Raw genomic sequence first — 25,446 nt, forward strand, 5'->3', positions numbered from 1 at the left:
CCCCCACTATACGGTAGGGCGGTAGCCAATCTAACGCGCTTTACACTTCTCCCCATGCTTACCGACGAATACCGATACAAGATCATGAAGCAGATTGAGGCTAATCCGTCCATTAGTCAGCGCGAGCTTGCGCGTGAATTGGACATCAGCCTAGGCAAAGTGAATTTCTGCCTCAAAGCACTGATCGACGTGGGCATGGTGAAAGCCAGCAACTTCAAAAACAACCCGAACAAAAGCGGTTATTTGTACCTGCTGACACCGGCCGGTATAGAAGAAAAAGCCAAAGTAACCGCACGCTTCTTAAAGCGCAAAACCGAAGAATTCGACGCCCTAAAGGCGGAAATTGAAACCTTAAAAGCGGACATTCAGCCGCGCTCATAACTTTCGTACACCAAACGGACTCTATTGCATGAAAATCGCCGTCGCAGGAACCGGTTATGTCGGGCTCTCCAATGCCATGTTGTTGGCACAACACAACGAAGTGGTTGCACTCGACATCGTGCCCGAAAAAATCGAGCTACTTAACAACAAGCGTTCGCCCATTGTCGACACGGAAATCGAAGACTTTCTACAGAGCAAGAAACTCAATTTTCGCGCCACACTGAATAAAGAAGAAGCCTACGCCGGGGCAGACTTCGTCATCATAGCCACCCCGACCGACTACGACCCCGAAACCAACTATTTCAATACCCGCAGTGTTGAAGCCGTCATAAAAGACGTTATTGCCATCAACCCTAACGCCGTCATGGTCATCAAATCGACCGTGCCCGTGGGTTACACCAAAGAAATCAGTGCCGAGCTGGGCACCAGCAACCTCATGTTCTCGCCCGAATTCCTGCGCGAAGGCAAAGCCCTGTACGACAACCTTTACCCGTCGCGCATCATCGTAGGGGAGCGCACAGAACGCGCCGCCGCCTTTGCCAACTTATTGAAGCAAGGCGCCATAAAACAAGACGTTGCCACGCTGTTCACCGACAGCACCGAAGCCGAAGCCATCAAACTGTTTTCCAACACCTACTTGGCCATGCGCGTAGCCTACTTCAACGAATTGGATTCATACGCTGAAACACACGGCCTCAGCTCTAAACAAATCATAGAAGGTGTTGGGTTAGACCCTCGCATTGGCAGCCACTACAACAACCCCTCATTCGGTTACGGCGGTTATTGCTTACCGAAAGACACCAAACAACTGCTGGCCAACTACCAGGACGTACCCAGCAACATGATCCGCGCCATCGTAGACGCCAACACCACGCGGAAAGACTTCATCGCCAGCAGCATACTGAAGCGCAACCCCAAAATAGTGGGTGTGTATCGCCTGGTGATGAAAACCGGCTCCGACAACTTCCGCGCCTCCGCTATTCAGGGCGTGATGAAACGCCTAAAAGCCAAAGGTGTTGAAGTGGTGATTTACGAGCCCGTGTTCCAAGAAGACACCTTCTTCAACTCACGGGTTATTCGTAACCTGGACGAATTCAAACAGATGTCCGACGTCATCGTCGCCAACCGGTTGTCCGACGCCATCAGTGATGTAGAGCATAAAGTTTACACCCGCGATTTGTTTGGCAGCGATTAATCATGAAAATACTCGTCACCGGCGCCGCCGGCTTCATCGGCAACGAACTTGCCTTACGCTTAACCAGCGAAGGGCACACCGTAGTAGGCATAGACAACCTCAACGACTACTACGACGTCCAACTGAAAGAAGACCGCCTAGCGCGCCTAAACGGCCGCAGCAACTTCACCTTTATTAAAATGGGTGTGGAAGACCGCCAAGCCATGGCCGAACTGGCTAAAAACCACCAGTTCAACCGCATACTGCACATGGCCGCTCAGGCAGGTGTGCGCTACTCCATCGAAAACCCCAGCGCCTACATAGACGCCAACCTCGTCGGTTTCGGTAACATATTGGAACTGGCCCGCCAGCAGCAGGTAGAGCATCTGGTTTACGCCTCATCCAGCTCGGTATACGGCGAAAATGAAAAACAGCCGTTCTCTGAACACGATCCGGTAGACCACCCCGTATCGCTCTACGCCGCCACCAAAAAAGCCAACGAAGTCATGGCGCACTCATACAGTCATTTGTACAACGTGCCGACTACCGGCTTGCGCTTCTTCACCGTGTATGGTCCCTGGGGCCGCCCCGACATGGCCCCCTTTCTGTTCACCAAAGCCATATTGGCGGGCGACCCCATCAAAGTGTTCAACCACGGGGAAATGCAACGGGACTTCACCTACATAGACGACATCGTAACCGGCGTACTGCAATGCGCTGACGTACCACCAGCAAAATCAGACAGCAAAGAAAACACCCCGGCCAGCAGCGCCGCACCGTACCAAGTGCTTAACATCGGCAACTCCAAACCCGTAAAACTCATGGACTTCATTGCCGCTATTGAAAGCGCTTCTGGCAAGCCCGCCGAAAAAATATACATGGACATGCAGCCGGGCGACGTACCCATTACCTACGCAGATACTACATTGCTGCAACAGGCTACCGGATACCAACCGGATACCGACATCGTCACCGGCGTAAACAACACCGTGGAATGGTACAAAAACTACTACCACACCCAGTAGGAGCGCAGCCCTCTGCGCCAGAGCAACCAACCATGCCCCTAACAAAAAGAACTTGCGCACCCAATTCATTGCGCCTACTATTGCGTTCAACAACTGAACACTTCTTTGGGTATGCCCCCACTATACGGTAGGGCGGTAGCCAATCTAACGCGCTTTACACTTCTCCCCATGCTTACCGACGAATACCGCTACAAGATAATGAAGCAGATCGAGGCTAATCCGTCCATTAGTCAGCGCGAGCTTGCGCGTGAACTGGACATCAGCCTGGGCAAGGTGAATTTCTGCCTCAAAGCATTGGTCGACGTGGGCATGGTGAAGGCCAGCAACTTCAAAAAAAACCCGAACAAAAGCGGTTATTTGTACCTGCTGACACCGGCCGGTATCGAAGAAAAAGCCAAAGTAACCGCACGGTTCTTAAAGCGCAAAACAGAAGAATTCGATGCCCTCAAGGTAGAAATCGAGAACTTACAAGAAGACTTGCGCACACGGACGTAGGAGCGCAGCCCTCTGCGCGAGCCGGCGGGTATAAATGCTCGCCCTACACGAACCCGTAGGGCAGGTGTTCACACCAGCCTACCACTAATCCGAGATAGTCCTGTCAAAAATAAATGCTTAGCAATTATTTGAATTTCAAGGAAAAAGGAACCCTTAATGGAATCTATTGTTGAAAAGATTATGACTTCATTAATGGATGGTATATATAGAAGTATACTTTATATATTTATACCATTTACTTCTTTGTTAGTTGTATCAGTGGTGAAGAAATTTGGAAAGGAGTGGGTGACAAAAAATTTTGGTTCAAGTGAAAGTAAAATGGAGAGAATTCAAAGACTTAAAAATATTTCGGGTGTTGACAGCTATTCTTTCGATAAAAGAATTAGAGACATCGCATTTAATGAAATTTATACGGTGTCTCCGTCCGAGAAGCAAGAGAGAGTCATGGCGGGTTTAGTAGAAGAGTTTGATGTCCAGCCATCTGACCTTGGTTATTCATATGAATACCTTACTTTTGATAACGGTCGGCTGGTTGATATTAAAATAGGTAAGTTTGATAGGGCTTTCTTTACGTTGTGGAATGCACTTGAATTGATTATTATTTCATTGGGTGTTTTTCTGCTAGTTTTAGGAGTAGTGGGTCTTATATTGGTATTGCCTTACTTAAGTGAAGTTGCAGTAAAATCTTTTATTGGTGCTGTCGTCACTGGCGTTCTATTGCTTTTTGTCGGTTTTATTCTTACCAAACTAACTGGGCCATTAAACGCACCAAGTAGAGTGATTTATCAATTGTCTAGTCGTGAATTAAAATCTCCATATGGATATTTGAACTCATTGTTCTTTTATTTCAGAAAAACTACAAAAGAATTCCTTAATGATTACAAAGAAAAGCACACTAATAGCCAAAAACCCAAGGAATCCCAATGAAAATTCTTGTTACAGGCGGCGCAGGGTTCATAGGCTCTGCCGTAGTTCGCCACATCATTAACAACACTGAAGACAGCGTTATTAATGTCGACAAACTCACTTACGCCGGTAACCCTGAAAACCTGATCGAAATAAGCGCATCCAGCCGCTACGCCTTCGAGCAGGTAGATATCTGCGACCCCGCAGAGCTAGACAGAGTTTTTCAGCAGCACCAACCAGACGCCGTTATGCACCTGGCGGCAGAAAGTCATGTAGACCGCTCTATCGACGGCCCAGCAGCCTTTATAGAAACCAACGTTGTCGGCACATACACACTGCTTGAAGCCGCGCGTAAGTATTGGCAAGCATTGAGCGCAGAGCGAAAATCAGAATTTCGGTTTCACCACATCTCGACAGATGAAGTCTATGGTGATCTTCCACACTCGGAAGAAGACGCTAACGCACACCAGCACCTGTTTACTGAAACAACCGCTTACGCTCCCAGCAGCCCGTACTCTGCCAGCAAAGCGAGTTCAGACCACTTAGTGCGAGCGTGGCGCAGAACCTACGGGTTACCAACATTAGTCACCAACTGCTCTAACAACTACGGCCCTTATCACTTTCCAGAAAAGCTTGTGCCGCACATCATTCTCAATGCACTGCATGGCAAACCGTTACCCGTGTATGGCAAGGGCGACCAGATTCGGGACTGGTTGTACGTTGAAGACCACGCTCGAGCGCTCTATCACGTTATAACCACTGGAGAAGTCGGTGAAACCTACAACATCGGTGGGCATAACGAGAAGAAAAACATCGAAGTGGTGGAAATGCTGTGCGATATCATGCAAGAACTGAAACCGAAATCGAAATCGAAACCCTACCGCGACCTCATCACCTTTGTGAAAGACCGCCCAGGCCACGACCGTCGTTACGCTATTGATGCAACGAAAATCGACAAAGAACTCGGCTGGAAGCCAGAGGAAACGTTCGAAACAGGCATGCGTAAAACCGTTGAATGGTACTTGAACAACGAACAGTGGTGGCAGCGAGTTTTAAATGGCGAGTATCAACTCACCCGCCTAGGGGAAAGCTCAGAGAAGGGAGCAATTGTATGAAGGGGATAGTACTAGCGGGTGGCTCAGGTACTCGATTGTACCCAATCACCAAAGGAGTATCCAAACAGCTCCTTCCGGTGTACGACAAACCCATGATCTACTACCCAATTTCAGTTTTGATGCTGGCGGGAATACGAGACATTCTGATCATCACAACACCTGAAGAACAAACCAGCTTCATACGCTTATTGGGTGACGGCAGTGACTTTGGCATAAACCTAAGTTACGCCATGCAACCAAGCCCAGACGGACTCGCACAAGCCTTTACTATTGGAGAAGAGTTCATCGGCGCTGACAATGTGTGCCTAGTGCTGGGTGACAACATTTTTTATGGTCAAGGCTTCACTCCTAAACTAAAACAGGCCGTAGCCAATGCCGAACATGGTAATGGTGCCACCGTGTTTGGGTACCAAGTGAAAGACCCCGAACGCTTTGGTGTGGTTGAATTCGACGAAAAACGAAAAGCAATTTCGATAGAAGAAAAGCCAGATAAGCCAAAATCGCATTATGCTGTCACCGGCCTGTATTTTTATGACAACGCCGTGATAGAAATGGCGAAGCAGGTAAAACCCTCGGGGCGAGGTGAGCTAGAAATAACGACGCTCAACGAAATGTATCTAAATCAACATAAGCTGAATGTAGAAATGCTTGGCCGGGGCTTTGCTTGGCTGGATACCGGAACACACGAAAGCTTGTTGGAAGCTGCGCAGTTTGTAGAGACAATTGAAAAACGCCAAGGCTACAAAATAGCCTGTTTGGAAGAAATTGCTTGGCGGAATGGCTGGCTAACAACTCAAGAAATCAAAAGGGCCGGAAAAGCCTTAGCCAAGAACGGATATGGTAAATACCTCATTGATGTGGTGAAAGAAGCATGAAAGAAATCATACCGGTCACTAAGCCCTACTTACCAAGCCGAGAAAAGCTCAACAAGTACATTGATGGCATCTATGAACGAAACTGGCTTACAAACAATGGCCCGCTGGTACAAGAGCTTACGAAAAGGCTTGAGGAATACCTTGGTGTCGAAAACCTTCTCCTCATATCCAACGGCACGCTAGCCTTACAAATTGCGTATCGCGCACTAGGCATAAATGAGCCTGCAAATGGGAAGCCTGCAGAAGCTATAACGACGCCGTTTACCTTCGTAGCGACTTCTAGCTCGCTAAAATGGGAAGGTGTTAATCCTGTGTTTGTAGACATAGACAAGGATACATGGAACCTCGACCCAGAGTTAATAGAAGAAGCCATCACACCTCAGACACGTGCCATAGTTCCCGTTCACGTGTTCGGTAATCCTTGCGATGTAGAAGCGATTCACGAAATTGCTGAACGTCATCAATTAAAGGTGATTTATGACGCCGCGCATGCGTTTGGGGTAAATTACAGAAACGAAAGTGTACTTAAGTGGGGGGATGCAGCCACCTTGAGTTTTCACGCCACAAAGGTTTTTCATACCATTGAAGGCGGTGCCATTGTATTCAAACACAAGAAAGATCTTGAAAAAGCAAAAGCTCTAATTAACTTTGGTATCACCGGCCCTGACCAAATCAGTGAATTAGGCATCAATGCTAAAATGAGTGAGTTCAATGCGGCAATGGGGTTGTGTGTGTTGGATGATATTATTCACGTATTTCAAGACAGAAAAGAAAGATATGAACGCTATATGGGGCGCTTAAGTAGTAGGTTAGAAAGACAGTGTTTGAATGAACATTCGTCATTAAATTATTCATACATACCAATTCTCTTAGATGAAGAAAATGTGCTTAAAGACACATTAGAAGTATTTAGTGATAATGACATCTATCCTCGTAGATACTTTTACCCTTCACTAAATAATATAGATATTTCAAGCTCTTGCTTAACTTTGCCGATTTCAGAGTCAGTGTCTTCTAGGGTATTGTGTTTACCTATTTACTCGACCTTGAAAGCCGAAGACATAGATGGCATATCAAATATTGTGAATTCAGTTGGTGGAAGATTATGAAAAAGGAAGTTTTTATATTGGGGGTCGGGAACAACACTTCTGTATACATAGATCTTGCGGAGGCGTGTGGCTTTGACGTCATAGGCCTCTATCACTATGACCTCAGTAGGAAAGGTGAAATATATTTCGGAAAGAAAATTCTAGGTAGTAATGAAGAGCTTTTCTCCGAAAACAATCTAGTAGGAAAGTCTTTTTCTGTCAGTGTAGGCGATAATAGACTTAGAGTAGAATTGTCTGAAAAGATAAGGAGTATGGGTGGAAAAGTTATAACGCTAATTCATCCTACCGCATCTGTATCACCCTACGCTACAATAGATGAGGGTGTAACTATTCAAGCAAATGCAGTAGTTCAAGCTGGTGTATCCATCGAAGAAGACTCAGTAGTTTCTTACTTAGCTGGTGTAACACATACGAGTAAAATTAAAAAAGGGTGTTATATAGCAACGCGTGCAACTGTAGGAGCTTATATCACTGTAGATGAGTTAGCTTTTGTCGGCATGGGTGCAACGCTTGTTTCAGAGAAATTAAAAAGAGTTGGAAAAAGGTCTGTGGTAGGAGCTGGAAGTCTAGTTATCTCAGACGTTAACGATACACAAGTTGTTGCAGGCTTACCAGCCAAGCCGATTCTATAGTATGTCATTATCGAATAGCACAATCACGGGCATTCTGTGGAACTTCTCTGAGCAGTTGCTACGTCGCGGTGTAGGGCTACTAACAACACTGCTTCTAGCCTATTTCCTTGCACCAGAAGCCTATGGATTAGTAGCTATGATGGCGGTGTTTATAGCCATTGCTACTAGCCTGATGGACTCCGGGTTTCGCCAAGCATTGATTAGGCTAAAGGAGGTAACACAGGACGACCTGAGTACAGCCTTTTATGCAAATCTTTTTCTCGGAGCCTTTGCTTATACACTGCTTTACTTTACGGCACCATATATATCAACTTTTTACGAAGAACCGCGACTGGTGCTACTAATACGGGTGACAGGATTGGTTGTTCTAGTGAACTCCTTTCAAGTTGTTCAGATTGCGCTTTTTCATCGACAGATGAACTTTAAGGCGCAACTTAAAGCAAGTTTTCCTGCTGCTTTAGTTTCAGCATTGGTAGCCATAGTACTTGCATATTCGGGCGCTGGTGTATGGGCCTTAGTTGCTCAAATGTTGGTTGCAGCTTTTATTACTTCTGCATTCCTTTGGTGGATGAGTGACTGGCGACCAGCTCTCAGCTTTAGTAGTTCATCACTGCGCAGCATGTATAGTTTTGGATATAAACTATTTTTGTCTGGCACTTTGGATGCAGTATTCAAAAATCTCTACGTTATTGTGATTGCCAAGCTATTTTCAGCTTCAGTTGCAGGCTTGTATTTCTTCGCAGAGAAAATGCGAGAACTTGTGCTAAGTCAACTGGTTGGTGCGATACAGAATGTGACTTACCCAGCACTGGCAAGTGTTCAAGATGATAATGCTAGGCTTAAAGCAGGCTATCGTAAGGTAATAGCGGTGACAACTTTCTTGTTGTTTCCAGTTCTGATGTTTCTCGCTGCCCTTGCAGTACCGCTTTTCCATTTTTTATTGCCTGAAAAATGGTGGCCAGCTGCACCCTACTTACAGTTACTCTGCATATCCGGACTTTTTTATCCACTTCATGCAATTAACCTTAACATACTAAAAGTGAAGGGTCGCTCTGATCTCTACCTTTACCTTGAGATTTTGAAGAAAACAATGGTGGTGGTTATTGTTCTAATCAGCTACCGCTATGGCGTTATAGGCATTCTAATCGGACAGATTTTTAGCTCCGTACTTGCCTATATTCCTAACAGCTATTTTGCGAAAAACCTAATTAACTATCCAGCTAAGGAGCAGGTCAAAGATTTCCTTCCAGGGCTGATGCTATCCGTATTCATCGGCGGAATGATCTATTTTGGAGTGCAATTACTTGATTGGCCACCGCTTGTTCTATTGCTTCTGTTCAGTACCAGTGGTGGACTTCTGTACTTAATTGGTGCACATGTACTTAACCTACAAGCCTATACATTAGCTTGCGAAATAATACATAACAAAATTAGACCTAAGAATTTATGAAAAACCTACGTACGCAAGAAGAGATCATGGCCACCTGGAAAGGAGCACATGACAAACCATTAGTTAGCATTTGTTGCATCACCTATAATCATGAGCTATATATCGAAGATGCTCTAGAGGGATTTTTAATACAAAAGACGGATTTCCCATTTGAAATACTTGTTCATGATGATGCGTCAACAGATAAAACAGCTGAAATTATTCGTAAATATGAAGAAAGATACCCTCTGCTCTTTAAGACTATATTTCAAACAGAAAATAAATATTCGTTGGGCATTAAACCAAACCCCCAATTCAATTACCCTAGAGTAAAGGGCGAATACGTTGCGCTTTGCGAAGGTGATGATTGCTGGATTACACCGGAAAAACTACAAATACAAGTTGAATTTCTTAAGACTAACCCCGCATGTTCGATGTGCTTTCATAGGGGGAAATTTGAGAAATTCGAAGATTTAGGTGTAAAAGGCAAATCGTCGCCATCTTTTGGAAGAACCGGTACTCTGATGAATAGAGGTCTGTTCTTTGAGGGGGGATCATCTGCACCGACAGCATCTATGGTGTTTAGATCTATCGTGATTAAAGACCTGCCCAAGTTTTTTGAGCTTGCTCCTGTCGGAGACATGCCGTTGAAACTATTATGTGCATTGTATGGCGATATTGGCTATATAGATAAAGTAATGAGCATACGACGAATTGGTGTGCCTGGTTCATGGAATGTTCGAACTCGATTAATTCCCGAAAAACAAAACCAATATTTGGAAGCAATGATTCTTATGTTGGAGGAGTTTAATGCGTTTACCGGTTACAAGTGGGCTCAAGAGATTGACTGTAAGTGTGCTAATTATGCAGCACAAATTAATAGAATTGGTATTTCTAAGAAAATAAATGTTAAAAGTAGATACCCAAATTATTACAATAAACTTAATATTAAAGAAAAGTTAATTTTTAAGCTTAAGAGCTCTAAATTAATTCTCAAATTGAGAAATGTAAATAATGCTATACTGAGTCTTGTAAGTAAATAGGGGATTACTTGGTATGAATTTAAGTTCTATGTTAATAGATATCTCTCTGAAGTTTGAAAGGCATCAGAGAGATGATGGTTCGTTTATGGCAGGTCACAATGGTCCTTATGTTGACCCTGAAAAACCAACCAGAAACACTGCACATATTTTATTTTTATTGGCAAGTGTTTATGAAAATAATCCTAGTGATGAGCTAAAGGTAGCGGCTGAAAGATCAATCGAATATCTTTTAAGTAAGGAGTTACGTCCCGCTAGCGCAACCTTCTATTGCCGAGATAAGAAAGGTAAAGACTCTTGTAATGGTTTGATAGGGCAGGCGTGGGTTATTGAAGCTTTAGTTAAAGCTTCTGAGGTATTTGATCGGGAAGATTGCTATAAAGTTGCTGAAGAAGTCTTTTTTCTTCATAAATGGAACGAGGATATTGGTATTTGGAATCGCGTTGATATTGATGGATCTGAGTTGAGTGTCGACAGCACGTTCAATCACCAACTTTGGTTTGCAGCCGTGGCTGCACAATTGAACAAGACAGCAGTCGCACAGAAACAAGCGTTGACGTTTCTAAGAAAAATCGCTAGTAATGTGACATTGTATCCGAGTGGGGTGATTTTTCATGCATCGCCAATGGGTTCCGCTTCCGATTATCTATCTCACGGGGTGCTCAGCTTTGCTAGTCAAGTAAAAAACCGGTTAATACTTAAACGTCGTCTGCGTAGTTTGTATTCTAAGTCGGTCGGCTATCATGGTTTTAATTTATATGCTTACGCCATGCTAAAAGAATCCTTTCCAAATGAAAAAATCTGGAATAGTAGTCTAATTGAAAATATCATTAGTGTTGTAGAGAAACCTGAATTTCAAAAAGAACTTATAAAATCTGACTTTGGTTACTATTATAACGTATCTGGGATTGAAATAGCTTATGCAATGGAGTCGTTGTGTGATGATAAGAAGAAAGCTCAAGCATGGCTGAATAGGCAGTTTCAATATACGTTTGAAGACTCTAGTCACCCGCTAACAAAAGGTGTCATCGACAAGAATACTGCTATGGCTAGACTTTACCAAGCCGTTCGATTAAAAAATGACTACGAGATACTTTGTTGAAAAAATTTTCTCTTTTTGTGACTGGCTAAATTTACCATGATTGGGAAAATAAATTCCGGTATGAGTGCTATTAGATACTGATGTTCCTACTAAAGTATTTTTTCAGTTTTCCTATTGGCTTAATGAGTGGTGTTGTTATTTATGGTCTTGCATATATCCCGGGCTATAAACTCTTTATGGTTTATTATAAGCAATATTCTAAATAAGTTTGGTCTATATTTATCTAAAAATAAAAACTTGATTTAATTGTAATTGGTCGAATTACTCTTTTTTAGAGTTAAATGATTAAGTTCTCAATGCACATTTTTTATATTTTGTGCAGTCATATACCTAGGAAAATAGATTGTACTTATCAATTTTACCAGTGGCGCTTTTCTTAAGTGGTTTTGCCAGATTCGTAAAAGATCGAATTCGATTTATTGTCGTTTTTTTAATACTTCAAATCATGGGGTTGGTGCTGGCTTTAGATAGCAGTATGACAGACTACTCAAGCTACTCTGAGCACTTCACTAAAGTACCAAATATATCAGAAATTTTAACTGATCCCAAGTCATTTTCACGTGCATACGGTGAGCCAGCTTTTGTTGGGCTCCAAGTTTTGGCTAAGTCATTAGGTTTAGATTATGTGATCTTTCGAGTTATATTTTACTCTTTGATGATGGCATTTAATGCTATATTTTTCTTAAAATTTAAGTCGTACTTTGTTTTTATCTTCTTTTGGTATTTTGCTTTCTTTTACCATAATGATGGAAATATAATGAGGACTGCATTTTCTTCCACTTTATTTATGTTGGGCGTGTTTCATCTAGGCCACAAAAAAACCTATGTTTCTCTTGCATATTTTATCGCGGCTTCCTTGTTTCACTATACTGCTATTATTTTCATCGGTGTCTATGTAGCTTTCTTTCTTAACTTTGGGCGATGGTTCGTTATTTTCAGTCTGTTATTGAGTCTAATGTTTGGGTTTTTTGGAGTTGGTCGTAGTTTATTGGTATGGATAACTTCCTATAGTGAGTTGTCGTTTATAATATTTGATAAGATTTACAGGTATGCCAATTACAATTTAAGCCCTGAAGCAGGAGTGGTTAGATTTATTACTGTGGTCCCTATGGCGCTTATATTGCTTGTCTTCGTTAAATATAATTTAGTGATTAGAAATCGTTTGGATAGACAATGGCTTGTAGTTTTTTCTTTATCAGTTTGCTTTTTGTTCATATTTAGTGACTTCAGATTATTTGCTGATCGTATCTTTACTCTTATGGGAATGGCTGGTGGAGCCCTTTTAGTTGCTTCTTTTAAAGCCTTTAATAGTAGGTCACTTCTTGCGTATCAGTTGTCATGGTTAATTTTACTTTTGATTTTTTCTGTATATAAGTACTTCAATTATAATTGGGTTTTAGTGTCTTTGAGTTGACAGTATCATTTTTGGTTTCGCCAAATTATGAGAATTAAAAAACAGTGATCTAGTAAAATATCAGCCAACTTATTTGGTCTAAAGCAATTTACGTAAAACTCAGCCTTTTCGACCAAAATTGCGTGCGCACTAAACTCGGAAAATTAAATGAACCCCTACCAAGACCAAATTAATTGCAACTGGGAAGGCCTTGTCGAGAACATCGAGGAGATGGAATAAGGCAGTTGAAAATAGGCTGAATGTCTAGGCATGGTGGTCAATCAGTAGGTTTTTGGATCCTCCCTCTAATAGTTTATTTTTTTAATACGGTAACGTTTATGAGTGTTTATTGCGTAGTGATTCCTATTTATAATGATTGGGAAAAACTTTTAGTTAATATTGAGATTTATCAATCGCTAATCGAGAAGCACAGGGGTGAAATAGAATTTGTTTTGGTTGATAACGGGTCACGCTATATTCCGAGTGATTCAAGACTGTCAGACTTCGTGTTACTTAAATGTGAAAAGCCAGGCTCCTACTCGGCACGAAACTTTGCGCTCACCAAATTGCTGCAAGACTATAAGTACTTTATTTTTACTGATGCTGATTGTAAGCCAGATATATGTTGGCTGACTAATATTTTTCGGCGGTGTTCGGATGATAATGTACAGCTGCTAGCTGGCGGGGTAGCAATGTATTCAATGTCAACTCGTCCAAATTTTGTAGAGTCATATGACTTGATATTGGGTCTTCCGCAGAAAAAATATGTGAGCAGAGGGTATGCTGTTACAGCAAATTTAACCATCTCTCGTGATGTATTCCTTTCAATCGGCTTCTTTGACGATTCAAGATTTAGCGGGGGAGACGCTGAATTCTGCCAGAGGGCGGGCTCTGCAGGGTTCAAGTTAGAATATGAAGAAAGTGCCCTAATATACCATCCAGCTAGAATCGAATTTAGAGAAATAATTAGAAAGGTAAGAAGGGTAGCAGGGGGGCAAACAGGTAGTGGTAGTTTAAAAAGGCGACTTAATTTTTTTATGAAAATTGTTTTTTCCCCTGTAAGAGAGTTTTACTTTATATTTAAATCTGGTGGTTACTATGGGTGGAAAGTTAAACTAAAAGCCACAGCGGTTGTCTTTGTTCTTTGGCCATTCCGAACTTTCGAGTCCATCAAAGCCTTCGTTAGCAGCGCACGAGTGAGGTAATAGATTTATGAAATTAATATACCTTCACCAGTATTTTAATACTCCCGAAATGTCTGGGGGCACACGCTCGTACGAAATGGCGCGTCGTATGGTTCTAGCTGGCCATGAAGTGCAAATGGTAACAAGTTACCGCGAGGAGGACAGCCGTCGTCGAGGATGGTTTCAAACAGAAGAATCTGGCATTAAAGTTCATTGGTATCCCGTTTTCTATTCAAACTCCATGAGCTTCTGGCAGCGAGTTAAGGCATTTATTTCTTTTGCTATTGCTGCTAGAAGAAAAGCAATTGAACTTGATGGTGATGTGGTTTTCGCTACCAGTACGCCCTTAACAATTGCCTTGCCTGCGGTACCTGCTGCCCGTAAGAAAAAAATTCCGATGGTCTTTGAAGTACGTGATCTTTGGCCGGAAATGCCTATTGCCATGGGTGCTTTGAAAAATCCGCTGTTACGTTTCGCTGCCCATAAGCTAGAAAGCTGGGCATATATAAACTCATCAGCGGTTGTTGCTCTTTCTCCGGGAATGAAAGAAGGGGTTGTGCGTGCAGGTTTTCCCGCCGAAAAAGTAGCAGTTATTCCTAACAGTAGTGATAACGTTGAATTCAAGCACGACAGTTCAGCAGCAGCTTCGTTCCGTGCACAGCGAAGCTGGTTGAAGGATAAGCCGTTACTTGTCTATACCGGCACCTTTGGAAGGGTCAATGGTGTCGCTTATATGGTTGAGTTAGCTAAAGAGCTAAAAGCGTTAAAATCAGATGTTTGTATTTTGTTGGTTGGGCAGGGTGCTGAGAGAGATGCCGTGATCGCCGCTGCAAAAGATGCCGGCGTTTTCGAGGTCAATCTGTTTGTAGAGAACGCAATGCCCAAAAAGGACATTCCCGCCTTGCTGAGTGCAGCAACTATGGCATCGGCACTTTTCATAGATCTGCCAGAAATGAGGCCGAACTCAGCCAATAAGTTTTTTGACGCATTGGCTTCAGGCACCCCGGTTTTTCTGAACTATGGTGGCTGGATGCATGATCTAGTTGTGGAGAGCAATTGTGGAATGGCGATGTGGCAGTGCCCGATTGCAGAGGTTGCGGCTTTGGTTCATGAAAAGATGCATGATACCGATTGGTTGGAGTCGGCCGGGATGGCATCACGTAAGCTTGCTGAAGAACACTTTGCGCGTGATGATTTAGCTCAGCAGTTAATGGAAGTATTAAAGTCGACGGTAGAAGGGCATCCTGAGAGGGCAGAATCTATTGCCCCCGGTTTATACAACATGAAGGTTTGAAGTGAAGATGGTAAAACGACTTATTGACATCGTTTCAGCAACATTGGGTCTCGCAGTGCTTTCGCCTGTGATCGCCATCGTCGCGTACAATGTACGACGGAAGCTAGGGTCGCCAGTGTTTTTCCGGCAAACTCGTCCTGGTAAGGGTGGAAAACCTTTCGAGATGGTGAAGTTTCGTACAATGCGGGATGCTTTTGATTCCTCTGGGAACCCTCTGCCCGATACAGAGCGTCTGACCTCTTTTGGTCGTTTTTTACGCTCAACCAGCTTGGATGAGTTGCCTGAGTTGTGGAATGTACTTAAAGGGGATATGAGTTTAGTAGGGCCTCGTCCTTTAAGAATGGAGTATCTACCGCTTTATAATGAACGACAAGCGAGGCGACATGAAGTTCCCCCCGGCGTTACAGGGTTGGCTCAGGTCAGTGGTCGTAACTCTATCTCGTGGGAAGAAAAGTTTGAGCTTGACGTTTGGTATGTTGAAAACTGGAACGTTTGGCTGGATCTCAAAATATTGTTTCTGACGGTGAAAAAGGTAGTCGTTAGAGAGGGGGTTGACAGTGAGGAAGGAGTACCTATGCCTCGCTTTACGGGAACTTCTAAACACGAAAAAGATTTAGAAAAATGAGTAAGGTAATGATTGTAGGTGCTAGTGGGTTCGGAAAAGAAGTCGCTTGGTTGTGTAAGCGCTTAGGGCGCACAGTATTGGGGTTTTTAGATGACAATCCTAAATTGAAGGATGGCTCGTTTTATGAACTACCAGTTTTAGGTAGTACGTCGGATTGGCACCAATACGAAGAATGTGAGTTTGTTGTTGCGATAGGTGCTCCTCGGGTGCGGAAAAAAATTGTCGAGAGTATGAGGAAGCTCGGTAAGCCACAATTTGCTACTTTGATTGATCCATCAGCGCAGATCGATTGTGATGTAACTGTTATCGGCGAGGGAACGGTCATTTGCTCGGGAGCTGTTTGTACGGCGGATGTGAAAATCGGTACTCATGTAGTAATTAATAAGCTTTGCAGCATTGGGCATGATGTGAATATTTGTGATTACGTTACTTTAGCGCCGATGGTCATGCTGGGTGGGCATGTTGAAGTGCAGTCAGGTGTTGAAGTTGGGGCGTCTGCTGCTGTCAGGCAAGGTTGCACTCTGTCTGTTGGCTCAATGATAGGCATGGGTAGTGTTGTGTTGAAGGATACTCAAGTAAATGAAGTAGTGCTGGGGAATCCAGCGAAGCATTATAAATGGACGGAAGACTTTTATGCTTAACTCGCCGTTTTCGCCTTGGCCTTCATTCACCGAAGAAGAGGCCAATGCATGTCGTGATGTTGTGTTGTCTAACCGAGTGAACTATTGGACGGGTGGCGAAGGCCGTGCGTTCGAGAAAGAGTTTGCGGCATGGGCAGACTGTGAATACGCCATTGCATTAGCCAATGGTACCGTGGCGTTGGATGTTGCGTTGAAGGCGTTGGGTGTGGCCGGAGGGGACGAGGTGATTGTTACCCCTCGTACTTTTTTGGCGTCGGTATCTTCCGTGGTGACAGCGGGGGCTACGCCGGTGTTCGCTGACATAGACCCAAACAGCCAAAACATTGAAGCGCATACCATTGTTCCGAAAATCACGCCTAAAACAAAAGCTGTAGTGGTGGTGCATTTGGCGGGATACCCCGCTGATATGGACCCAATTATGGCGCTCGCTAAGCAGCACGGCTTCTACGTGATTGAAGACTGCGCACAGGCCCATGGAGCGCGTTACAAAGGCCGATCTGTAGGTAGCATTGGCCATATTGGTGCATGGTCTTTTTGCCAAGACAAAATCATGACGACGGGCGGTGAGGGCGGTATGGTCACCACTAATGACAAAGCCCTGTGGTCGTCTATGTGGTCTTATAAAGACCACGGCAAAAGTTGGGAGGCTGTGTACGAGCGTGAGCACCCGCCGGGGTTTCGTTGGTTACATGAGTCATTCGGTACCAATTGGCGCATGCTGGAAATGCAGGCGGTGATAGGCCGTATTCAGCTAACACGCATGGCAGAGTGGACGGTGAAGCGGACGGAGAACGCTCAGGCTATTTGGGAAACTTGTAGCTCGCTAAAGGGTTTGCGTGTGCCAGCAGTGCCGAGCGACATGCTGCATGCGGCGTATAAATGCTATGTCTTTGTGGAGCCTGAGCAATTGTCATCTGGTTGGGATAGAGACCGGATTATGAACGAAATTAACGCGCGTGGCGTGCCATGTTTCTCCGGTTCTTGTTCTGAGGTGTACTTGGAAAAAGCCTTTGATGGGACGGATTACCGGCCAAAAGAGCGCTTGCCTGTAGCGAGAGAGCTGGGCGAGACGAGTTTGATGTTTTTGGTTCACCCGACGTTAACGACTGCGGAAATTCAGAAGACTTGTCGCGTTATTCAAGAGGTGATGAGCGAAGCCGTTGGTTGACACGTTGAGAGTGTGGTGGATTATTTCCGGTACATTTTTATGACGGTAGCGGGTAAGGGCAGCGGGGATCGGGTACGGTCGTAGGGCAGGTGGTTTCACCTGCCGTGTTTGACGCGGGTATGCTCATACAGAAAAGCGCCCGCCCAACGGGTGGGAATTGCGTCCCACGGTACGGTAGGCGTAAACTGCGGTGTGACAGTGCACACACACCCAAATGTTGTGCCATAATAACAACAAGAATTATCTGTTGTAGACAAGGATCGCTGTATGAACGCTGGCAAGAAGTTAGCCGGACCTGATGCCGAATTGTTGAAGCGCAATCTTCATTTACGCGTGGCTACATTGAGCCGCAGAGCCAAGCGCGTGATCATGGTAATGGCGGACTTCGTGGCGTTGCCTTTGGCACTGTGGACGGCGTACGCTCTGCGTTTTTCTACCTTACTACCCCCTCCCGGTTACCTTACCAGCGCCTTTTGGTTATTCGTGACCGTGCCCTTCATTGGGGTGTTTATCTTCGCTCGTTTTGGCCTGTACCGTGCAGTGGTGCGGTACATGGGCGTACAGGCGATGATGGCGGTCGTTAAAGGCGTTGTGTTGCTGGCGCTGATACTGTTCGCGATGGCCTATGTGATGCGTTTGGATGTTTTTCCGCGTTCTATTCCGATCAACTTTGCCCTGATCGCCATGCTGTATGTGGGCGGTAGCCGATTCGTGGTGCGTTCGTATTATCAGTGGCTGATCAAACACTATTCGGATAAACAAGCGGTCATTATTTACGGTGCGGGCGGTGCGGGGGCGCAGCTGGCGAATGCATTGGCGGCAGGGCGTGAGTTTTACGTGGTGGCTTTTTTGGACGACGACCAGAGCATGTGGGGCAGTTCGGTGCTGGGGATTCCAGTGTTCTGCCCGCAGAAAGCTCCGGAGTTGGTTGAGAAGTACCAGCCAGAAAGCTTGCTGCTGGCCTTGCCTTCGGCCTCACGCAAACAACGTAAGCATGCGCTAGATATGTTAGAGGGCTTGCCGGTTCACGTGTTGACGGTGCCGTCTATGCCCGAAATTGTCTCGGGTGAGGCAACATTGGACCAATTGCGTGAAGTGGAAGTTGAGGATCTGCTAGGGCGTGACCCTGTGCCACCAAAGCAAGAGCTGCTGGACCACAGTATTCGCAACAAGGTAGTGATGGTGACGGGCGCGGGCGGGTCTATTGGTTCAGAGTTGTGCCGGCAGATTCTACGCAATGGCCCACGTAAGCTGATTTTGTTTGAATCCAATGAATACAGTTTGTACAGCATAGACCAAGAGCTGAACAAACAGTGCTATGAAGAAGGCATTACTACGCGCATTCTGCCGTTTTTAGGCAGCGTGGTGAACCGGGCTCGGGTAGAGGCCATTATGCTGCGGTACAAGGTACAAACGGTGTACCACGCGGCAGCCTATAAGCATGTGCCCATGGTGGAGCACAATGTATTTGAGGGTATTCGCAACAATGTCATCGGCACTCAGGTGGTGGCCCAGTGTTCGGCGGATACCGGCGTAGAGCGCTGTATTTTGGTGTCTACCGACAAAGCGGTGCGCCCGACCAATGTGATGGGCGCGACGAAGCGTTTGGCGGAGCTGATTCTGCAAGACCTCGCATTACAGGGCAAGGATACTGTGTTCTCTATGGTGCGTTTTGGCAATGTATTGGGTTCTTCTGGCTCGGTGGTGCCGTTGTTCCGCCAACAAATTGAAAACGGTGGGCCGGTGACGGTGACTCACCCGGACATCAACCGGTTTTTTATGACCATTCCCGAAGCCGCCTTGTTGGTTATTCAGGCGGGTTCTATGGCGCAGGGCGGAGACGTGTTTGTGCTGGATATGGGCAGCCCGGTGAAGATCGTGAACTTGGCGCGGCGTATGATCGAACTGTGTGGCTTGGAAGTGCAGTCGGATAAAAACCCGGACGGTGATATCGCCATTGAGTTTACCGGTTTAAGGCCGGGCGAGAAGCTGTATGAAGAGTTGCTGATTGGTGAAGACGTTGAAGGTACGTCGCACCCTAAAATTATGCGCGCGAATGAAGATTTGTTGGATCATGAAACGCTGTATGGGCATCTGCACGAGTTGCAAGTTGCTGAACTGCGGCAAGATATGGATAAAGCGCGTAAGATACTGCAGGAAGCTGTACACGGCTTTGAGCCTTCATCCGACATGGTGGATTGGTTGATGCCTGCGAGCATCAGTACCTCCGATGACAAGCCGATTCATTGATGCGTAGGAGGCCAGCCCTCTGGCCGAGGGGTAATTTCGTAGGAGGCCAGCCCTCTGGCCGAAGGGTAGTTTCGTAGGAGGCCAGCCCTCTGGCCGAACATTCGCGCAGAGGGCTGCGCTCCTACGGGGAGATTCGCGCAGAGGGCTGCGCTCCTACGGGGAGATTCGCGCAGAGGGCTGCGCTCCTACGGGGAGATTCGCGCAGAGGGCTGCGCTCCTACGGGGAGATTCGCGCAGAGGGCTGCCCTACAACGTTAAAATTCGAAAAAGGAATCCATTATGGAAAAGGTATTTCCATCCATCATCCACCACGGCGGCGCTGAAGGCGTTACGGGCAGTTGCCACCGTTACATGGCGAATGACACCCACCACTTACTGGTCGACTGCGGGCTGTTCCAAGGCGAGGACGCCGGGCCTTCGCCGTTAGAACAACACCAAGTGACGTTCGACCTCTCGGCGGTGAAAGCCTTGATCGTCACTCACGTGCACATTGACCACATAGGCCGTTTGCCGTATCTGATCAGCGCCGGTTTTGATGGCCCCATCATCTGCACGCCTGCTTCGGCAAAACTACTGCCATTGATCATCGAGGATGCGTTGAGGCTCGGCTTCACGCGTGATCGTCGATTGATAGAGCGCTTTCTGTCCCGCGTGAATGACCAACTGGTGCCTGTAGAATTCGATTCTTGGATGCCGTTACCAGGTACATTGGACTGGAAAGTTCGGTTTCAGCGGGCGGGGCATATTCTCGGTTCGGCGTTTGTTGAGATTGATTTGGAAACAGGCAGCGAACGACCGCACAGAACTGTGTTTTCTGGCGATTTGGGTACGCTCGACAGCGCCTTGCTGCCGGGCCCGACGTCGCCAGAGCGCGCCGACATCTTGGTGATTGAAAGCACCTACGGTGACCGCGTACACGAAGACCCTTCGACGCGCCGCGAGCGCCTTAAAGAAGTGGTAGCACACGCGCTAGAGAACCGTGGTACGGTGTTGATTCCCGCCTTCAGTATTGGCCGAACGCAAGAGCTGCTGTACGAGATTGAACAGATCATCAGCGATTTAGCGACCGGTGTGGAAGACGGTGCTGTGGATGTGGTGGTGGACTCGCCCTTGGCGGCAAAGTTCAACGAGGTGTATCGCGAGTTGTTGCCCTTGTGGGATGCAGAAGTCGGCACAGGTGGTGTTAAACTTACATCGGCTGCGCCAGCCCGACACCCGCTGTCGTTCTCTGAACTCACAACGATAGACAGCCACCAACAGCATGAACAAGCGGTTAGAGTGCTGGCATCCACCCATCGCCCTGCCATTGTGATCGCCGCCAGCGGTATGTTGGCAGGCGGACGCGTGATGAACTATCTGAAGGCGATGATTGAAGACTCTATCCATGACTTGCTGTTTGTGGGCTACCAGGCGCCCGGTACCCTAGGTGCCGAGATTCAACGCAAAGGGCAGGGTGGGCAAGTACGGATTGATGATCAGTCTTATAATATCAAGATGGGTGTGTACACTATCGGCGGATTCAGTGCCCACGCCGACCAGAAAGACTTGGTGGCCTGGGTGCGTGGTATGAAAGAGCCGCCGGGCGATGTACGTGTTGTACATGGTGTGCAAAAGGCGCGCGAGGCGTTGGCAAAAATACTAAGCCAAGTCTGAATAGGTTGGATACGAAAAGTTACTTTTTGTCGATAGTTCCCGGTTGTGCTTGACCAGAACAGGCTCAGGATTCACACTGCTGCGCACTCAGAGCGCTTGCGTTAAGTCAGTGTGTGCGGTTTTCGAGGGTTTAGTTGGGCCAGTTTCGTCTTAACTCGTCAGGTAATAGAGGTTGTAGTGTTAGAAAATCAGGTTTTCTTCTCCAAGGTAGGCTTTTTCCTTAAACAAAACTGGGTGGAATTGAGCATTCTCTTGTTTATTGCTCTCTTTCCATTTGGTGAGGTCATGCATGTCGCCTTGCTGCCTTTATTTTTTTACGCACTGCGTCACTTGTTCGTTAAGGAGCTGTACCAGCAGCCATGGATGAGAGCCTATTTGTTGCTGCTGGCATTGCTGTTTGTCCCCATCTTACTCTCTACTTTTACGGCATTGGTGCTTGACCGCCATCTAGAGGTTGTCATCCAGTGGGCGTTTTACATCGTTGTTGGTATTTTTCTGGTTTCTCGCTTTCGCCAGCGCATGAATGAATCGTTACTGCTCTATGGCGTAGCCGGACTCATTATGCTCTCGGCTTTCGATGGCATTATGCAGTTTTTATTGGGCTTTAATATGTTGGGTAACCCGATGGTTGGGGGACGGGTAACGAGCTTTTTTTACCCACGTGTGAGGATGACCGATCTGGCATACCTCTCTCCCTTTGTATTTGAAGCCATCAGGCGTTTTGCCGTGCGCGGCGGCCTGCATCGTCTGGCGTGGTTATTGGTGCTTCCCCTTGCAATTTCGGTGTTTCTTGGTGGTAGCCGTTCTGCGTGGATCGTGATGGCCCTGATGGCGGTGATCTACATCGCTTATCTCTTATACCGGCGCGAATTTCCGGTGTTGATGTTTGTCCTGGTATGCCTTGGCGCAGTGTTGACGGTCTATGCCAGTATTCAAATGTCTTCGGGCGTAAAAGGCCGGGTTGATAGGACGCTATTGGCGTTTACCGGTAATGCCGAAGACCTCAACAGGGCGACTACGACACGAATAGATATCTACAAAGATGCCATAACAGTTATCTCACAATACCCTTGGCTGGGTGTGGGACGTTATGGTTTTAAGGAAAGTGAACTATTTGTTTCCACGGAAAGGCAAGGTGGGGCTCATCGCCAGGCTCATTTGATCATCTTGGATGTGCCGGTGAATACAGGTTTGGTTGGCTTAGTGGGGTACATCCTGGCGTTTGGCTGGCTGGTTGCATTGACATGGCGAGCAGCACGCGAAAGGAACGGTATGGCTTTTGCCATGGCTGCGGCCACGTCAGTACTGATGATGCCGCTGAACACCGCCTATGGCTTCTATGACGTACGTCCTGCTGCTTTGGGGCTAATCTTGCTCAGCCTAACTTTTGTGTATTTGCCAAAACATGAGGCTGCACCTGCCGGCGTTTTGAAAGAAACCTAAAGCCTGCCTTGCCGCAACCTACTTCGGAATGCCAGAACGCCATGCGATTAGTTCAGTGCCTTCCTAGGTCGCTGCGGTATTTTTAACCCAGTTGCCCAGTTGCCCAGTTGCCCAGTTGCCCAGTCGTTCTGGCTTATGCAAACATTGTATTCCGTGCTAGTTCCAAATCTTCCTATCGCTTCGGACTGTAATGCAGGTATGCTGGATGGCTGGATAACGCCAACGTTTGGCCATGGCTCTCTATTTTGTCGCCGTATAGGTCGGTTGCATGTGTGAACCGCTCTGGTACTGCAATAGTTTGAGGCGTCATTGAGTAAGCTATGCTGAACGTCGAAAAGTGAAATTGTATAACGCCATTGGTTTCTTCACGCGCAATAAATTGCTGCTGTGTTGTCAAGGAGTGAAAATGTACCAGTGCTTTCCAACCCATCCGCTGTCTGAAGCCGCTTAGGTCGTCGACGAGTCCAAACCCGTGATGTGCCAAACGCCACCACCAAATGCGTTCTGTAGTACCAGAACATAAAGCAATTAAGGCGAAGCGGATCATGTAGGCGGCGGCTGTTTCTTCGTCGACATGTAGGTCGCTTTCGATATAGTCTTTACGCGTGTAAGCACCTGCCAACGGCGAGTATTCTCCCGTTCCTTTTAGGGGCCAGTTAATTTCGGTGATGTAGAAACCGGGTTTGTTGTAAGTGTCGGCGATCGCTTTGCCGTACAGGCACTTTTCTAGCGTGGAGAATTTCCCTTGAAAGTTCTCGGGCGCGCCGCGCCGGTCGACGTACAGGTGACAGGGAATACCATCCACCAGCTCTGCTGTTTGTTCCAGCAGCGGCGGGTAATAATGAAATTCGAAGTCGTTGACGGCGGGCCCCAGAAAGTTCAGTTCTGGGTATTGTTGTTTGAGCTGTGCCACGCTGTCCCACATCCGATTTATTTCTTCCAGATTCCAGAGGCCCCATTTCACTCGGTTGACGGCATGGCCCACTTCGACGAAATGAATGAAGCGATGTGTGCGCTCTAGAACCCTTTGCATGAAACGTTGCCATTGTTCCGGGTGCAGAACGGCTTGCCGTGACTGTATGAGCCCAATAGACACCTCGTGGCCGAGACTGGCAAGGCGTTCAATCGTGGCGAAACACTGCTCCAGTTCTGCTTCTGTTTTATGGAAATAACAGCGTACAAAGACCGGCAATGCAGGTGTAGATTTAAGTAATTCAATCTGCAGATCGATGTTTTCATCGACTTCAATGCACACGCCTAAGCGGTTTTTTAGGTCTAGTTTTGACTCAAAGGCGGTAGCTTTGCGTGCCTTGTAGTGTTGAATGATCTTCGGCCCGCGCTTTAGGTGGCTGCTGATCATCGGCCATAGGTCAAATAAGGTTCGATGCGCTCGGCGGTCTTTGCCTTGCAGTACGACTGAAGGCTGGCCTGACTTTTCATCCCATAACCAGGCGTTTCGGTCACTCAGTTTGCCGGTGGATACTTCGTGTTTTACAGGGTTCATCAGCCATTTGATGTGACGAATTGGATGGCGATATTTTCGACTGGCTTGATGGCGTTCAATGCGCGTGCGATAGCTACGCTCCCAGCGGTCGAACTCTTTAGGAATGGCGCCGTCGTTGAAGTATATGTGGTAAAAAATGCGCAGAAAATGCGACGGAATTTTGAGCCGAGCGAGGTCACGTGCGCGTTGTTTTAAAGTCAGTGACTCATAGAGCGCACCGCGATTGAGGTCAATGAATACCGGGGTTGACCAGTCTGTTGGCCCGTCGCGATGCATGAGTATATTTTGCGCGCCGAGGTCATTGTGCAAGAAGCCTGCGTCGTGCATATCGCGTACTGCGTTCGCGGTGAAGCGCAGCAAGCGTATGAATATCTCGGCATCGGGATGTTCATTCATGAGGTACGTCATTTCGGTGTAGAGGTCTGTCGCCTCATCAAGATAACGGGTGATGAGGTAGCTCTCTACCAGACGCAAACCGTCCCATCTTTCTATGTAGCCAATGGGTTCCGCTACTCCTGCATTCTGCTCAAACAAGCGTCTTGCACAGTGGTGCGCGCGAGCGGCTTTGCTGCCGTATTTGCGATAATAAGCGGAGCGCGCCAGTGCCGGTGCTTTGAAGGCTTTTACACACAAGCCTGCACTGTTGGCCTGAGTTGGGTCGTCGATGCGATAGATTCGATTACGTAGTCTGTAGATGAGGTCGCTGTCGACAGCTTCGAGCTGTTGCGGCAGCGTTGTCAGCCAAGATGTCAGTGTGTCGGTGCAATAGGGCGTCTGCATTTCACCTTCCCACGATGAAAGGGGAAGCGTTGACAGGTCCGTGTAAGGCGTGTGGCTCATGAGTACCGGTATGCGACGAGTGATGGGGCATGATAGGCGGGACGGCGATGATGATCAATCTTTTGGGCGGCCCACCGTTAATGATGTTTTCCGTGGTAGCAAAAACTGGCTCGGGCCGCATTGAACAAGTACCATTACGCCTCTAATTAGATATTCGACAGGCCATTC

Annotated in this window: 22 protein-coding genes; 21 read left to right on the top strand and 1 reads right to left on the bottom strand. The window is 46.6% G+C overall.

What is annotated here, in order from left to right:
- The first annotated feature begins 54 nt into the window (after window positions 1-54).
- The 21 genes from NFC81_RS06475 (at window position 55) to NFC81_RS06575 (ending at window position 22,934) form a co-directional block, all read left to right on the top strand.
- Complete coding sequence (locus NFC81_RS06475; RefSeq protein WP_304996712.1) at window positions 55-381, top strand: MarR family EPS-associated transcriptional regulator; 327 nt, start codon at window positions 55-57, stop codon at window positions 379-381.
- Between the two features lie 28 nt (window positions 382-409).
- The gene (locus NFC81_RS06480; RefSeq protein WP_304996713.1) at window positions 410-1,576 is read left to right on the top strand and encodes a nucleotide sugar dehydrogenase; all 1,167 of its coding nucleotides are present in this window, start codon (window positions 410-412) and stop codon (window positions 1,574-1,576) included.
- Between the two features lie 2 nt (window positions 1,577-1,578).
- Window positions 1,579-2,580 (top strand): NAD-dependent epimerase, encoded by a 1,002-nt coding sequence (locus tag NFC81_RS06485; protein ID WP_304996714.1) that lies wholly within the window; start codon window positions 1,579-1,581, stop codon window positions 2,578-2,580.
- Between the two features lie 168 nt (window positions 2,581-2,748).
- Complete coding sequence (locus tag NFC81_RS06490) at window positions 2,749-3,075, top strand: MarR family EPS-associated transcriptional regulator (protein WP_304996715.1); 327 nt, start codon at window positions 2,749-2,751, stop codon at window positions 3,073-3,075.
- Between the two features lie 156 nt (window positions 3,076-3,231).
- Entirely contained in the window at window positions 3,232-4,002 is a 771-nt protein-coding gene (locus tag NFC81_RS06495) for a hypothetical protein (protein ID WP_304996716.1), read from the top strand.
- Window positions 3,999-5,096 carry a dTDP-glucose 4,6-dehydratase gene (gene rfbB / locus NFC81_RS06500; protein ID WP_304996717.1) on the top strand — a complete coding sequence of 366 codons (1,098 nt, stop codon included), beginning with the start codon at window positions 3,999-4,001 and terminating at the stop codon, window positions 5,094-5,096. Before NFC81_RS06495 ends, rfbB begins: the two co-directional genes overlap by 4 nt.
- Window positions 5,093-5,971: a glucose-1-phosphate thymidylyltransferase RfbA gene (gene rfbA, locus NFC81_RS06505; protein WP_304996718.1), complete on the top strand. Its 879-nt coding sequence runs from the start codon at window positions 5,093-5,095 to the stop codon at window positions 5,969-5,971. Before rfbB ends, rfbA begins: the two co-directional genes overlap by 4 nt.
- Complete coding sequence (locus NFC81_RS06510; protein ID WP_304996719.1) at window positions 5,968-7,080, top strand: DegT/DnrJ/EryC1/StrS family aminotransferase; 1,113 nt, start codon at window positions 5,968-5,970, stop codon at window positions 7,078-7,080. The genes rfbA and NFC81_RS06510 overlap by 4 nt, the downstream gene beginning before the upstream one ends.
- Window positions 7,077-7,712 (top strand): hypothetical protein, encoded by a 636-nt coding sequence (locus NFC81_RS06515; RefSeq protein ID WP_304996720.1) that lies wholly within the window; start codon window positions 7,077-7,079, stop codon window positions 7,710-7,712. Before NFC81_RS06510 ends, NFC81_RS06515 begins: the two co-directional genes overlap by 4 nt.
- 1 nt (window position 7,713) lies before the next feature.
- The gene (locus tag NFC81_RS06520) at window positions 7,714-9,162 is read left to right on the top strand and encodes a lipopolysaccharide biosynthesis protein (RefSeq protein WP_304996721.1); all 1,449 of its coding nucleotides are present in this window, start codon (window positions 7,714-7,716) and stop codon (window positions 9,160-9,162) included.
- A 26-nt stretch (window positions 9,163-9,188) separates the two neighbouring features.
- The gene (locus NFC81_RS06525) at window positions 9,189-10,184 is read left to right on the top strand and encodes a glycosyltransferase (protein WP_304996722.1); all 996 of its coding nucleotides are present in this window, start codon (window positions 9,189-9,191) and stop codon (window positions 10,182-10,184) included.
- A 13-nt stretch (window positions 10,185-10,197) separates the two neighbouring features.
- A complete protein-coding gene (locus NFC81_RS06530; RefSeq protein ID WP_304996723.1) occupies window positions 10,198-11,283 on the top strand; it encodes a hypothetical protein in 1,086 nt (361 codons plus the stop codon).
- 343 nt (window positions 11,284-11,626) lie between these two features.
- The gene (locus NFC81_RS06535) at window positions 11,627-12,697 is read left to right on the top strand and encodes an EpsG family protein (RefSeq protein WP_304996724.1); all 1,071 of its coding nucleotides are present in this window, start codon (window positions 11,627-11,629) and stop codon (window positions 12,695-12,697) included.
- 317 nt (window positions 12,698-13,014) lie between these two features.
- Window positions 13,015-13,881 (top strand): glycosyltransferase family A protein, encoded by an 867-nt coding sequence (locus NFC81_RS06540; protein ID WP_304996725.1) that lies wholly within the window; start codon window positions 13,015-13,017, stop codon window positions 13,879-13,881.
- A gap of 7 nt (window positions 13,882-13,888) precedes the next feature.
- A complete protein-coding gene (locus tag NFC81_RS06545) occupies window positions 13,889-15,154 on the top strand; it encodes a glycosyltransferase family 4 protein (RefSeq protein ID WP_304996726.1) in 1,266 nt (421 codons plus the stop codon).
- A gap of 7 nt (window positions 15,155-15,161) precedes the next feature.
- Window positions 15,162-15,779 carry a sugar transferase gene (locus NFC81_RS06550; RefSeq protein ID WP_304996956.1) on the top strand — a complete coding sequence of 206 codons (618 nt, stop codon included), beginning with the start codon at window positions 15,162-15,164 and terminating at the stop codon, window positions 15,777-15,779.
- A complete protein-coding gene (locus NFC81_RS06555; protein WP_304996727.1) occupies window positions 15,776-16,420 on the top strand; it encodes an acetyltransferase in 645 nt (214 codons plus the stop codon). The genes NFC81_RS06550 and NFC81_RS06555 overlap by 4 nt, the downstream gene beginning before the upstream one ends.
- Complete coding sequence (locus NFC81_RS06560) at window positions 16,413-17,588, top strand: DegT/DnrJ/EryC1/StrS aminotransferase family protein (protein ID WP_304996728.1); 1,176 nt, start codon at window positions 16,413-16,415, stop codon at window positions 17,586-17,588. Before NFC81_RS06555 ends, NFC81_RS06560 begins: the two co-directional genes overlap by 8 nt.
- Before the next feature lie 267 nt (window positions 17,589-17,855).
- Window positions 17,856-19,838, top strand: a complete 1,983-nt coding sequence (locus NFC81_RS06565; RefSeq protein ID WP_304996729.1) for a nucleoside-diphosphate sugar epimerase/dehydratase — start codon at window positions 17,856-17,858, stop codon at window positions 19,836-19,838.
- Window positions 19,839-20,117: 279 nt separating this feature from the next.
- Entirely contained in the window at window positions 20,118-21,491 is a 1,374-nt protein-coding gene (locus NFC81_RS06570; protein ID WP_304996730.1) for an MBL fold metallo-hydrolase, read from the top strand.
- 177 nt (window positions 21,492-21,668) lie between these two features.
- Window positions 21,669-22,934 carry an O-antigen ligase family protein gene (locus tag NFC81_RS06575; RefSeq protein WP_304996731.1) on the top strand — a complete coding sequence of 422 codons (1,266 nt, stop codon included), beginning with the start codon at window positions 21,669-21,671 and terminating at the stop codon, window positions 22,932-22,934.
- A 172-nt stretch (window positions 22,935-23,106) separates the two neighbouring features.
- Here NFC81_RS06575 and NFC81_RS06580 read toward each other — a convergent pair whose 3' ends face one another.
- Entirely contained in the window at window positions 23,107-25,218 is a 2,112-nt protein-coding gene (locus tag NFC81_RS06580; protein ID WP_304996732.1) for a lipopolysaccharide kinase InaA family protein, read from the bottom strand.
- Between the last annotated feature and the right edge of the window lie 228 nt (window positions 25,219-25,446).

Origin of the sequence: Salinispirillum sp. LH 10-3-1 (genome assembly GCF_030643825.1) — a bacterium.
Classification (GTDB): Bacteria; Pseudomonadota; Gammaproteobacteria; order Pseudomonadales; family Natronospirillaceae; genus Salinispirillum.

Coding starts and splice junctions, on each gene's coding strand:
- NFC81_RS06475 (WP_304996712.1), top strand. CDS start 55: ATGCTTACCGACGAATACCGATACAAGATCATGAAGCAGATTGAGGCT.
- NFC81_RS06480 (WP_304996713.1), top strand. CDS start 410: ATGAAAATCGCCGTCGCAGGAACCGGTTATGTCGGGCTCTCCAATGCC.
- NFC81_RS06485 (WP_304996714.1), top strand. CDS start 1,579: ATGAAAATACTCGTCACCGGCGCCGCCGGCTTCATCGGCAACGAACTT.
- NFC81_RS06490 (WP_304996715.1), top strand. CDS start 2,749: ATGCTTACCGACGAATACCGCTACAAGATAATGAAGCAGATCGAGGCT.
- NFC81_RS06495 (WP_304996716.1), top strand. CDS start 3,232: ATGGAATCTATTGTTGAAAAGATTATGACTTCATTAATGGATGGTATA.
- rfbB (WP_304996717.1), top strand. CDS start 3,999: ATGAAAATTCTTGTTACAGGCGGCGCAGGGTTCATAGGCTCTGCCGTA.
- rfbA (WP_304996718.1), top strand. CDS start 5,093: ATGAAGGGGATAGTACTAGCGGGTGGCTCAGGTACTCGATTGTACCCA.
- NFC81_RS06510 (WP_304996719.1), top strand. CDS start 5,968: ATGAAAGAAATCATACCGGTCACTAAGCCCTACTTACCAAGCCGAGAA.
- NFC81_RS06515 (WP_304996720.1), top strand. CDS start 7,077: ATGAAAAAGGAAGTTTTTATATTGGGGGTCGGGAACAACACTTCTGTA.
- NFC81_RS06520 (WP_304996721.1), top strand. CDS start 7,714: ATGTCATTATCGAATAGCACAATCACGGGCATTCTGTGGAACTTCTCT.
- NFC81_RS06525 (WP_304996722.1), top strand. CDS start 9,189: ATGGCCACCTGGAAAGGAGCACATGACAAACCATTAGTTAGCATTTGT.
- NFC81_RS06530 (WP_304996723.1), top strand. CDS start 10,198: ATGAATTTAAGTTCTATGTTAATAGATATCTCTCTGAAGTTTGAAAGG.
- NFC81_RS06540 (WP_304996725.1), top strand. CDS start 13,015: ATGAGTGTTTATTGCGTAGTGATTCCTATTTATAATGATTGGGAAAAA.
- NFC81_RS06545 (WP_304996726.1), top strand. CDS start 13,889: ATGAAATTAATATACCTTCACCAGTATTTTAATACTCCCGAAATGTCT.
- NFC81_RS06550 (WP_304996956.1), top strand. CDS start 15,162: ATGGTAAAACGACTTATTGACATCGTTTCAGCAACATTGGGTCTCGCA.
- NFC81_RS06555 (WP_304996727.1), top strand. CDS start 15,776: ATGAGTAAGGTAATGATTGTAGGTGCTAGTGGGTTCGGAAAAGAAGTC.
- NFC81_RS06560 (WP_304996728.1), top strand. CDS start 16,413: ATGCTTAACTCGCCGTTTTCGCCTTGGCCTTCATTCACCGAAGAAGAG.
- NFC81_RS06565 (WP_304996729.1), top strand. CDS start 17,856: ATGAACGCTGGCAAGAAGTTAGCCGGACCTGATGCCGAATTGTTGAAG.
- NFC81_RS06570 (WP_304996730.1), top strand. CDS start 20,118: ATGGAAAAGGTATTTCCATCCATCATCCACCACGGCGGCGCTGAAGGC.
- NFC81_RS06580 (WP_304996732.1), bottom strand. CDS start 25,218: ATGCAGACGCCCTATTGCACCGACACACTGACATCTTGGCTGACAACG.